At 70.7% G+C, this 10,292-nt stretch carries 7 protein-coding genes; 2 read left to right on the top strand and 5 right to left on the bottom strand.

Annotated features, from left to right (window positions below; translation table 11 throughout):
* Positions 1 to 204: 204 nt before the first annotated feature.
* Positions 205 to 717 carry a winged helix-turn-helix domain-containing protein gene (locus tag AB0M52_RS23845; RefSeq protein WP_363957585.1) on the top strand — a complete coding sequence of 171 codons (513 nt, stop codon included), beginning with the start codon at positions 205 to 207 and terminating at the stop codon, positions 715 to 717.
* Between the two features lie 117 nt (positions 718 to 834).
* On the opposite strand, the gene AB0M52_RS23840 is transcribed toward AB0M52_RS23845, so the two are convergent.
* Entirely contained in the window at positions 835 to 5,211 is a 4,377-nt protein-coding gene (locus AB0M52_RS23840; RefSeq protein ID WP_363957582.1) for a S8 family serine peptidase, read from the bottom strand.
* A 334-nt stretch (positions 5,212 to 5,545) separates the two neighbouring features.
* On the opposite strand from AB0M52_RS23840, the gene AB0M52_RS23835 reads away from it, so the two are divergent.
* Complete coding sequence (locus AB0M52_RS23835; protein WP_363957579.1) at positions 5,546 to 6,097, top strand: winged helix-turn-helix domain-containing protein; 552 nt, start codon at positions 5,546 to 5,548, stop codon at positions 6,095 to 6,097.
* Positions 6,098 to 6,203: 106 nt separating this feature from the next.
* Here AB0M52_RS23835 and AB0M52_RS23830 read toward each other — a convergent pair whose 3' ends face one another.
* The 4 genes from AB0M52_RS23830 to AB0M52_RS23815 all read right to left on the bottom strand — a co-directional run.
* Positions 6,204 to 7,298: a glycerate kinase gene (locus AB0M52_RS23830; RefSeq protein WP_363957576.1), complete on the bottom strand. Its 1,095-nt coding sequence runs from the start codon at positions 7,296 to 7,298 to the stop codon at positions 6,204 to 6,206.
* A gap of 1 nt (position 7,299) precedes the next feature.
* The gene (locus AB0M52_RS23825; RefSeq protein ID WP_363957573.1) at positions 7,300 to 8,139 is read right to left on the bottom strand and encodes a sugar phosphate isomerase/epimerase family protein; all 840 of its coding nucleotides are present in this window, start codon (positions 8,137 to 8,139) and stop codon (positions 7,300 to 7,302) included.
* Positions 8,136 to 9,302 (bottom strand): dihydrodipicolinate synthase family protein, encoded by a 1,167-nt coding sequence (locus tag AB0M52_RS23820; protein ID WP_363957570.1) that lies wholly within the window; start codon positions 9,300 to 9,302, stop codon positions 8,136 to 8,138. The genes AB0M52_RS23825 and AB0M52_RS23820 overlap by 4 nt, the downstream gene beginning before the upstream one ends.
* Positions 9,299 to 10,292 (bottom strand): Gfo/Idh/MocA family oxidoreductase (locus tag AB0M52_RS23815; protein WP_363957567.1); only part of this gene is annotated, 994 nt, incomplete at its 5' end. The genes AB0M52_RS23815 and AB0M52_RS23820, both read right to left, overlap by 4 nt.

Raw genomic sequence — 10,292 nt, 5'->3', positions numbered from 1 at the left:
AACCTGCGCGCCATCGGCGCCTGAGCTCCACCGGCCCGCTCGGCCGACCACGGTCAACCGGTTCCCGCGCGGCGAGTTCGACAGGCTGGGCGGTCACATTGCCGCTCCGGCCACTTCCTCACGCATCAATAAACTTGCAGTTTTCTATTGCATATGGCGGATCATCGCGACAAGATCGGCAGAAGCCAGCGGAGGGGGTGGCGGATGACGGATGTCCCGGCACCGTCCTTGGCCATCGGCATCGGATCCTCGCCGGCTGAGCGCAGACAACTGGCACAGCTGCTCGGCGGGACCGAGGCGTTTCTGATCGTCTCCAGCGCCGAGCAGGCCCGGAAGTTCCTCGACGTGGCCGCGACGGGCCCCGCCGCGATGGTGGCCCCGCCCGTCGAGACGGTGATCGGCGCGGCGGTGGCGGACGACGACCGGCCACCAGCCACCCTGATGATCGATTCCGACCGACGGGTGCTGCGCTGGCTGGACCGCGAGATCGAGCTGACGCCGCTGGAGCACGATGTCCTGTTGTGCCTGGTCGGCGTGCCCGGACAGGTCTGGACGTATGAACGGCTGCACCTTGAGGTCTGGGGCAACCAGCATCTCGGCCGCGGTTCGCACATGCACTCGGTGGTGCGGCGGGTACGACGCAAGCTCGCCCGGCTGGACGCCGCCGCGACGATCCAGGCGGTCCGCGGGGTCGGCTTCCGCCTCGCCGCGGCCTGACCGGTGCCGTGCCCCTGACGCCGCACCGCTGTGGCCGCGGCTCGCAGCCGGCGAAGCTGAGTCCGGCCCGCCGGTCGGAAACCAGGCGGGCCGGACCTGTCAGCTAGCGGTCAGCTGTCAACAGCGGATCGGGGAGAGCGCGAAGTTCTCCACCTTCGGTGCGCCACCGCCGATCGACGTCTTGCGGGTCTGGGGCTTCCAGCCGTCCTTGGCGACGATGATGGTCAGCGGGTTGTGCTGGCTGTCGAGCCAGTAGGCGTACCTACCCTCGGCGTCGGTGGCGAAGGACCACGACAGCCGCTTCGAGTCGACCTGGACGAGCGCATCGGAGATCGGTGCACTCGCTCCCTGGCAGCTCGTTCCGGTGACCGTGCCCAGCAGCTTGCCCCACGACTTCGGCGGCTGCACGTTCATCGTCACCACGACCGGCTGCACCTGGTACGGCGTGTTCTGCTTGATCGAGACCAGGCCGGAGTAGGTTCCCGGCTGGTCGACGCTCGCGGTCATCCCGACGGTGACCGTGACCTTGTCGCCCGGCGCCAGCGTGACCGCCGTCTTGTCGATCGTCATCCAACTGACGTCGGCGGGCCGCCCGGCACACTCCTCGAGACCGGGCAGCACCTCGCTGTCCGGTGTCGCGTTGAAGCTGCCGGACGAGCCGCCGACCTTGTAGAAACCGCACGCCGCAGCACCGCGGTACCGCGCCGTGTTGGCGTTCGGCAGGTTGGACCACGAGTTGGTGGCCGGGTCGTAGCCGAAGCCGGCGTTCGTGACGGCTCCGGCCTGCACCCCGCCGACGACCAGGAGCTTGCCGTTCGCGACGGCGAACGAGCTGGCCCAGGTGTCGACCGGCGCGTCGGCGACGGCGGTCCAGCTGTTGGCCCCCGGGTCGAAGGCGTAGCTGGCCTTCAACGCCACGGACCCGTCGTTTCCACCGGTGCAGTAGACGACGCCGTCGATCCCGCCGCAGGCGGCGAAGGCCACCGACCTCGGGTAGTTGGGCAGCGTCTCCCACCGGTCACCGCCCGGGTCGTACCGGACGACGCTGTTCGACATCGGCGTACAGGACGAGGTGGTGCAGCCACCGATGGCGTACAGCTTGCCGTCGACGACCGCCTGCCCGGCAGCCGAGCGCGGCGCGGGGTTGTCGGCCTTCCTCGTCCAGGAGTTGGCCGCCGGGTCGTACGACCAGGTGGTGGCGTCGGGGCCGGCCGCCGCCCAGCCGCCGGTCGCGATGATCTTCCCGTCCACGACGCCCACCGCCATGGCGTTGCGCGCACCGGGAAGGTCGGCGATCGGCGCCCAGTTCTGTGCGATCGGATCGTAGACGTAGTTCTTCGCCGTGGAGGCCGATCCGTTGCCGCCGCCGATCGAGTAGACCTTGCCGCCCAGGTTCACCACCCGGTTGTCCATCACGTTCGCCGGGTAGTTGGCGATGTTCGTCCAGGGTTCGGCGTGCGGGGCGACCGCGGCGGAGGCCGCCGTCGCGGTCTTGCCGGACGCCGCCGCGGCGAACGACGTCGGAACCGTGAGCCGCTGTTCCGGCGCGCCGATGGAGTTGAGGACGTGCTGCTGGTTGATTCGAGACCCGTCGGCCCGGAGCAGCTCGAACCCGCCGTCCCGCTCACCGAACTCGACGTCGACCGGAGCCCCGCCGGTGTTGGTCACGGTGAACGTCCTGCTGACCTTGCCGGAGGGCATCTGGACCGTTCCGCTCACCTGGTCCGGCTGAACCGACAGCCGGCCGGCCGCGAGCTGGAACTCGACCGCCGTCGCCGCGTGGGCCCGGACGTCGACCTGCTTGCTCTGGCTGACGTACCGGCCGGCCGTCGCGGTGAACTTGTGGGTGTCCGTCAGGGACGAGAACATCCAGAAGAAGCCGTCCGGCAGGTCGGGGTCGTCCGGAGTCGCTGCGGAGGTGGCCTTCTCCGCCGGCCGGTCGTCGCTGGTGACCGTGGCGCCGTTGACGTAGCCGTCGTCGTTCTTGTCGCGGACGTGGCCGAGCACCAGGCCACCGTCGACCGGCTTGCAGCTGACCTCGCTGCCGATCAACACGTTGTCGACCTGCCACCACCAGGCCCAGGTGGCGTCGTAGTAGTGGAACCGGACCCGGGTCTGCGCGTTGCCCGCGGCCTGCGGGATCGGGACCTCGGTCACCAGTGGGCCGCGGACATTGGTCGACTGCCGCAGCACGTTGGTCCAGGTGGTGCCGCCGTCGAGGCTGAGATCGACGTCGGCCCGGTTGGCGGCGCCAAGGTGCCGGAAGTCCTGGTTGAACCGGATCACCGGGGTGGCGACGTCGGTCAGGTCGACGACCGGGCTCACCAGCGAGGTGTCCTGCCGCTGGCCGCTGCCGTAGTTGTCACTGTCGATGATGGCGAAGTTGCCGTTGCCGCCGGTCAGGTTGCTGCGGTTACCGTTGTCGGTGAACCTCCAGACCTGACCGTTGCCCATGTGGTCCACCACGGACCAGCCAGCCGGCGCGGTGGCGCCGTCGAAGGTCTCGTACACACCGTCGGAGCCGTAGCGGTATCCGGGCGCGGTGGTGCAGGCGTTGGCCACCACCCGCACGGCGACATCCGTCGTGACGTCACTCGAGCCGACCACGACCTCCCGGGTCACCGTCTGATAGCCCGGATACTGCGGCTCGATCTTCAGGGTGTACGTCGCCCCGGCCGGGAGCTTCAGGCTGTACCGGCCGTCGGCGGGAGTGGTGTAGTCGGACACACCGGACCCACCCTCGACGCTCACCTTCGCGTAGAGCGGCCAGCCGTGGCCGGAGCCGTCGGTGACCGTTCCGCTGACGGTGATGCTCGGCACCGCGGTCAGCGCCACGTTGGTCGTCGTGGTCGCGTCCTTGTTGATGGTCGCCGACACGGTCCGGCTCGCATAGCCGAACGCCGTCACGGCGACCTGGTAGGCACCGACCGGAAGGAGCGAGGAGTACTTTCCGTCGGCCCCGGTGGTCAGCTGGCGGTCCGCCGGACCGGTCAGCGCCACCGCGGCACCCGCGATCGGGGCACCGGTGGCGGCATCCGTGATCGTGCCGGCCAGGGTGCCGGTGTCACCGATCGGGGCGGCGTTGAGCAGCGCGAGCGCGTCCAGCCGGCCCTCGCCGTAGACGTTGTTGTTGCTCGCGGTGCCGCCGCACTGGGCGTCGGCCTTGTCGACCGCGGTGGTGTTCAGCAGGGTACGCGTCGCGTTGACGTCACCGACCAGTGCTGGCGCCGCCGACCACAACAGTGCGATCGCGCCGGCCAGGTGCGGAGCGGCCATCGAGGTGCCGTTCGCGGTGCCGTAGCTGCTGCCCGGGAGGCTCGACCGCACGTTCACCCCGGGCGCCGAGATGTTGGGCTTGATCGTGCCGCCCTGTCCCGCGCCGCGGGAGGAGAAGCTGGCGATGTTGTTGTTGATGTCGTACGCGCCGGCGGAGTAGTTGCTGGTCAGACTGCCCGGGGAGCCACTGGTCTGGCATCCGGGACCGTTGTTTCCGTTGGACCAGACCCCGAAGATGCCCGACGCGGTCCAGGCGAGCGTCACGTCCTCCATGAACGGGTCGTTGGAGGGCAACGTCGTACCCCACGAGTTGTTGATGATGTTCGGCCGCTTGCTGGCGTCCGGGTTCTGGCCGTTGATGTCCCGAGGCTCGAGCATCCACTGGCCGGAGGAGATCAGCGCGGCGTCGGAGGGACAGCAGCCGTTGGCCGCGATCCACTTGACCCCGGGGGCGACGCCGATCTGGTTCGCACCGTCGGAGCCGGCCATCGTGCCCATGGTGTGGGTGCCGTGGCCGTTGCTGTCGCAGGGCGCGGCGGCGCAGGTCCCGGCGGCGTTGAACCAGTTGTAGTTGTGGTCGAAGGTGCCGTCGCCGTTGTTGCCGCGGTAGGAGTTGACCAGTGCCGGGTGGTTGAACTGGGCTCCGGTGTCGATGTTCGCCACCGTGATGCCCGCACCCGTGACGCCGTACTGGGACCAGACGTCGTCAGCGTTGATGTTCGCGATGCCCCACTCGACGGCGTTCACCGCCTTCTCGTCGGTGCCCTTGGTGACCTCGGGCACCTTGTAGGCGATCGGGGCGTACAGGCCCTCGACCTCGGCGTGGGCGGCGAAGTTCTGCGCCATCGTCAGCGAGCCGTCGCTCACCTTGATGGCGTTGGTGGCCCAGAACGTCTGGTACTTCACGCTCGCGGCGTCGAGCTCGGCACGGATCTTCGCCTGGCTGTCTGCGGCGGTCTTCTTCAACGCGTCCGCGACCGCGGTGCCGCGCTTCGCCCAGTCCTTGATCGCACTGGCCTGGCCCAGGTCCGCCTTGTCGTTGAACCGGATCCAGAAGTCGCCCTCCCGCTCGGCCTGTAACTGTTTCGTCAGCTCCGGGCGGATCTTGTCCGATGGGGAGACTGCGCCTGCTCCTGCCCCGGCCGACGCGGCCTGTGCTCCGGAGCTGGTCGCGGCCAAACCTGTCGCGGCGAGGACCAAGGCCGCGCCGGCGCTCACCAGAGATCTGGCTGTGCGCCTCCTGTGTCGACGTTCCAGCATGGGTGCTGCCTCCTCCAGAACGATCCAGGGTTGATCGACTGTGACGAAGGGTGCGGGAGATTCGCTTCCGGAAATGGACGGGATGTACGGGCGAAACCCCATGCCCCTCAGGTGCCGCGCGGATCACGCTGGCTACCCGTCTGGACACTATGGCCGGGCTGAAAGGACGATCAAGCACATGACGTCAGCAACATGTCACTAAGAGTTGCCAGCATGGCGACGAGCTTGACAGTTTTCGTCACGACCACAACGAAGGTGGGCAGATACTGCCCATCGTCTCCGGGTGGGTGCCGTGGCCGAGGATGACGAGAGCACTGCGCCGGGTGGGTCCGACCCGGCCGAGGAGCAGTTCCCCCTGTTGATAGCGGTGACGGCCTCGCCGGCCGAGCGGATCTGGCTCGCCGAGCGCCTTGACGGCATCGCGCCCCTGCTGCTGGTCGCCGACCTCGACGAGCTGCGCAGGCTGATCGTGGCGCCGCCGCCACCTTCCGGGGCGTCGTCCGCGCCGGCGCTCGACGAGCCGCCCCCGGTGGCCGACACGCTGCTGATCGACTCGGCCCGGTCCACCGCTCGCTGTCGGGACCGGACGGTCGGCCTGACCCGACTCGAGCACGACCTGCTGATCTGCCTGACCGCCGAGCCGGTCCGGGTCTGGAGCTACGCCGAGCTGCACCGGTCGGTCTGGCGGGACGAGGGGCGGCAACGCCGGGCTGACGTGCAGTCCCTGGTCAAGCGACTGCGGCGCAAGCTCCACGAACTCGGCACCGGCGTCACCATCGACGCGGTACGCGGGGTCGGATTCCGGCTGACCGACCACCAGCGACCGAAGGTCCGTGGCGCGTGACTGCCTGATTTGGGCAACCAGCGGCATTGGACGGTCAGCGTCGACGCAGATCCGCGGGCCGAAGACCGGCGGCCCCGGGGCGGCCGTACGCCGTCGCCCACCGGGATCAGTCTCCGGCCAGTCGTTGGGCCAGCACGCCGCCGGCCTCGACCAGCCATCTGGTCGGGTCGTCGAGTGCGGCCGCGACCGATCCGGCCAGATCCACGAGCGAGATGGCATCCGACACCGACCGGGGCACCACGCCGGTCACCTGGCCGGCAACGATGCCGACCGGCACCTCGACCGCCCCGGCCTGATCGAGCAGCGACCCGACGACCTTGCCCGTCAGCGAGGTCTGGTCGAAACGCCCCTCGCCGGTGACGACGATGTCGGCGTCGGCGAGCGCGGCCGGCATCCCGACGAGCGCGGAGATCGTCCGCGCTCCCGGCAGGATGCGCGCACCCCAGACAGCGGCCAGGCCGTACGCGGTACCACCGGCCGCGCCGCACCCCGGCTCGTCGGGCCGGCCCCCGACCACCTCGGCCAGCTGGCGTAGCGCCCGGTCCAGCACGTCGACCTCGTCGGGCTGCGCGCCCTTCTGCGGGCCGTATGTGGCCGCAGCTCCGGTCGGCCCGACCAGCGGCGCGGTCACGTCGACCAGCAGGTCGATCCCACCGGGCGGCGGGGAAAGCAGTCCACCGGCATCGATCCGGGCGAGGTCGACCAGCGCCGCGCCGCCGGGCGGCAGGTCGCGTCCGGCGGAATCCAACAGCCGCAGGCCCAGCGCGCGCAGCGCGCCGGTGCCACCGTCGGTCGACGCCGAGCCGCCAAGCCCGACGACCAGCCGAGTGGCACCGGCGTCCACCGCGGCACGCATCACCGCGCCGAGCCCGTAGGTGTGCGCGCCGAGCGGATCTGGGGTGCGCATCAGCGGCAGGCCGCTGGACTGGGCGAGTTCGAGAACGGCCGACCCGTCCGGCAGCAGCAGCCAGTCGGCGTCCACGGTGCGCCCGTCGGGGCCGCACACCGTCTCGGTCATCCGCTTGGCCTGCGGCAGCGCCGAGGCGAAGGCGTCGATCGTTCCCTCGCCACCGTCGGCGAGGGGTAGCTGACGTACCTCGTCGGCCGGCCGCCGGGCCAGCCAGCCCCGGGCGAGCGCGCGGGCAGCCTCGCCGGCGGCGAGGCTGCCCTTGAACGAGTCGGGCGCGATGACGACCCGCATGTCAGCCTTCGAGCACCAGGTCGACGTACCGCTGCTTCATGGTGGCCAGGACCTGGTCGGGGTCGGTCGCCCACACGTCGGCGTTGAAAATCTCGACCTCGGTGTCGCCGGTGTACCCGACTGCCTCGACCGCCCGCTGGAACGGCGCGAACTCGATGTGGCCGTCGCCCATCATGCCGCGCCCGAGCAGTACATCGGCCGGCAGCGGGGTCAGGAAGTCGCACACCTGGAAGCTCGCGATCCGGGCGCCGGCCCGGGTGATCTGCGCCCACACGTCGGGATCCCACCAGATGTGGAACGTGTCGACGACGACACCGACCTGCTCGACCGGGAACCGCTCGGCGAGGTCGAGCGCCTGCCCGAGGGTGGACAGGACGGCACGGTCGGCACAGTACATCGGGTGCAGCGGTTCGAGGGCCAGTCGCACGCCCCGCTCGCCCGCGTACGGCGCGAGTTCGGCCACCGCGTCCGCCACCCGCTGCCGCGCGCCGGGCAGGTCCCGGGACCCGCCCGGCAGGCCGCCGACGACCAGCACGAGGCAGTCGGTACCGAGACCCGCCGCCTCGTCGATGGCGCGCCGGTTGTCGTCGAGCGCCGCGCGTCCGGCGTCACCGGACGCGGTGAGGAACCCACCACGGCACAGTGACGACACCCGCAGCCCGGCGTCGGCGACGGCCTTCGCCGCCGCCGCGACGCCGATCTCGGCGACCGGTTCGCGCCACAGGCCGATCGCCGGGATGCCGGCTCTGACGCAGCCCGCCACGGCCTCCCGTACGGACCACGATTTGGTCGTCATCTGGTTGAGGGACAGCTTCGCCAGACGAGGATCGGAGGTGGTCATGCGATCACCACCCCGGCCACCGACAGGTACTGCCGCATCCGCTCGGCGGCCAGCTCGGGGTCGAGCAGCAGGCCGGCCGCGTCGGCCAGGCGGAACGTCTGGACCAGGTGCGGCACGCTACGGCCGCTGTGCAGGCCGCCGACCATCGTGAACCCGGGCTGGAAGCCGTTGAGCCAGGACAGGAACGCGATGCCGGTCTTGTAGTACTGCGTCGGGGCGGAGAAGATGTGCCGCGACAACGGGACGGTGGGCTCCAGGATCGACAGGAAGCCCGCCTCGTCGCCGGCGTCGAGCCGCTGGAGCGCGGCGGACGCCGCCGGGGCGATGGCCGCGAACGCGCCGAGCAGCGCGTGGCTGGACCGCTGGCCGTCGCCCCGGATCAGCTCGGGGTAGTTGAAATCGTCTCCGGTGTAGACCCGGACCGTCGGCGGCAGCAGTTCGCGCAGCTGGACTTCCCGCCCGGCGTCAAGGAGGGACACCTTCACCCCGTCGACGACTCCGGCGTGGGCGCTGACCAGCGACACGAACGTCTTGGTGGCCTCGTCGAGGTCGCGCGAGCCCCAGTAGCCGGCGAGCGCCGGGTCGAACATGTCGCCGAGCCAGTGCAGGACCACCGGCTGAGTGACCTGGGAGAGCACCTGCTCGTACACCCGCAGGTAGTCGTCCGGCCCGGCGGCGAGCGCCGCCAGCTGGCGACTGGCCATCATGACGGGCGTCGCCCCGGCGTCCTGGACGAAGGCGACCTGCTCGGCGTACGCGGCCACGATCTCGTCGAGGCTGCCCACCGTTGCGGGCAGCTGGTCGGTGGCGGCGCCGGCCACGATGCGCCCGCCGCACGCGGCGGCCTCGGCGGCGCTGCGCCGGATCAGCTCCTGGGTGGCGGGCCAGTCCAGCCCCATGCCCCGCTGCGCCGTGTCCATCGCCTCGGCGACCCCGAGCCCCCAGGACCAGAGGTTGCGCCGCACCGAGAGGGTGGCCTCCCAGTCCAGCCGGGCCGGCTGCCCGGGCGCGTTGTCGGCGTACGGGTCGGCCACGACGTGGGCGGCGGCGTACGCGATCCGGCTGGCCGCCGGGGCGGCCGGCCGCAGCCAGCCCCCCGGCTCCCGCAGCGTGACCCGCTCGGTCGTGCCATCGGCGAGTGGCAGCGAGACGGTCGCGGTCACAGGCTCAGCTCCTCGACCTCGACACGCCGTCCCTCGCGCGCCGACTGCAGGCCCAGTTCGGCGAGCTGGACACCACGCACGCCGGCCAGGAAGTCCCACGGGAACGGCTCGCCGTCGACGACGTGCCGCAGGAAGGCCTCCCACTGCACCTTGAAGCCGTTGTCGAAGGGCTCGTTGTCGGGCACGGCCTGCCACTGCGACCGGAAGTCCTCGGTAACCGGCAGGTCCGGGTTCCACACCGGCATCGGCGTGGTGCCGCGGTGCTGGATGCGGCAGTCGCGCAGGCCGGCGACGGCGCTGCCGTGGGTCCCGTCGACCTGGAACTCGACCAGTTCGCCGCGGTTGACCCGGACCGCCCAGGAGGAGTTGATCTGCGCGACGACGCCGCCGGCCAGCTCGAAGATCCCGTACGCGGCGTCGTCGGCGGTGGCCTTGTAGACCTGGCCGTTCTCGTCGACGCGCTCGGGGATGTGGGTGGCGATGTGGGCGGTCACGGACGTCACCGGCGCGAAGATCTGCTCCAGCACGTAGTGCCAGTGCGGGAACATGTCGACGATGATGCCGCCACCGTCCTCGGCCCGGTAGTTCCAGCTCGGCCGCTGCGCGACCTGCCAGTCGCCCTCGAACACCCAGTACCCGAACTCGCCGCGCACCGACAGGATCCGGCCGAAGAACCCGCTGTCGACGAGGCGCTTGAGCTTGCGCAGGCCGGGCAGGAACAGCTTGTCCTGGACGACACCGTTCTTGATGCCCTTGGCGGCGGCCAGGCGGGCCAGGTCCAGCGACCCGGCGACGTCCTCGGCGAGCGGCTTCTCCGTGTAGACGTGCTTGCCGGCCTCGATCGCCGCCCGGATCGCCTTCTCGCGCTGGGCGGTGACCTGGGCGTCGAAGTAGATCTGGTTGGCCGGGTCGGCGAGGGCGGCCGCCAGGTCCGTCGTGTACGACGTGAGCCCGTGCCGGCCGGCGATCTCGGCGAGCTTGGCCTCGTTG

Source organism: Micromonospora sp. NPDC051296, from assembly GCF_040682255.1.
Lineage (GTDB): Bacteria > Actinomycetota > Actinomycetes > Mycobacteriales > Micromonosporaceae > Micromonospora > Micromonospora craterilacus.
Note: the sequence above shows the minus strand (reverse complement) of the source record. Positions and strands in the feature narration are given on the sequence as shown.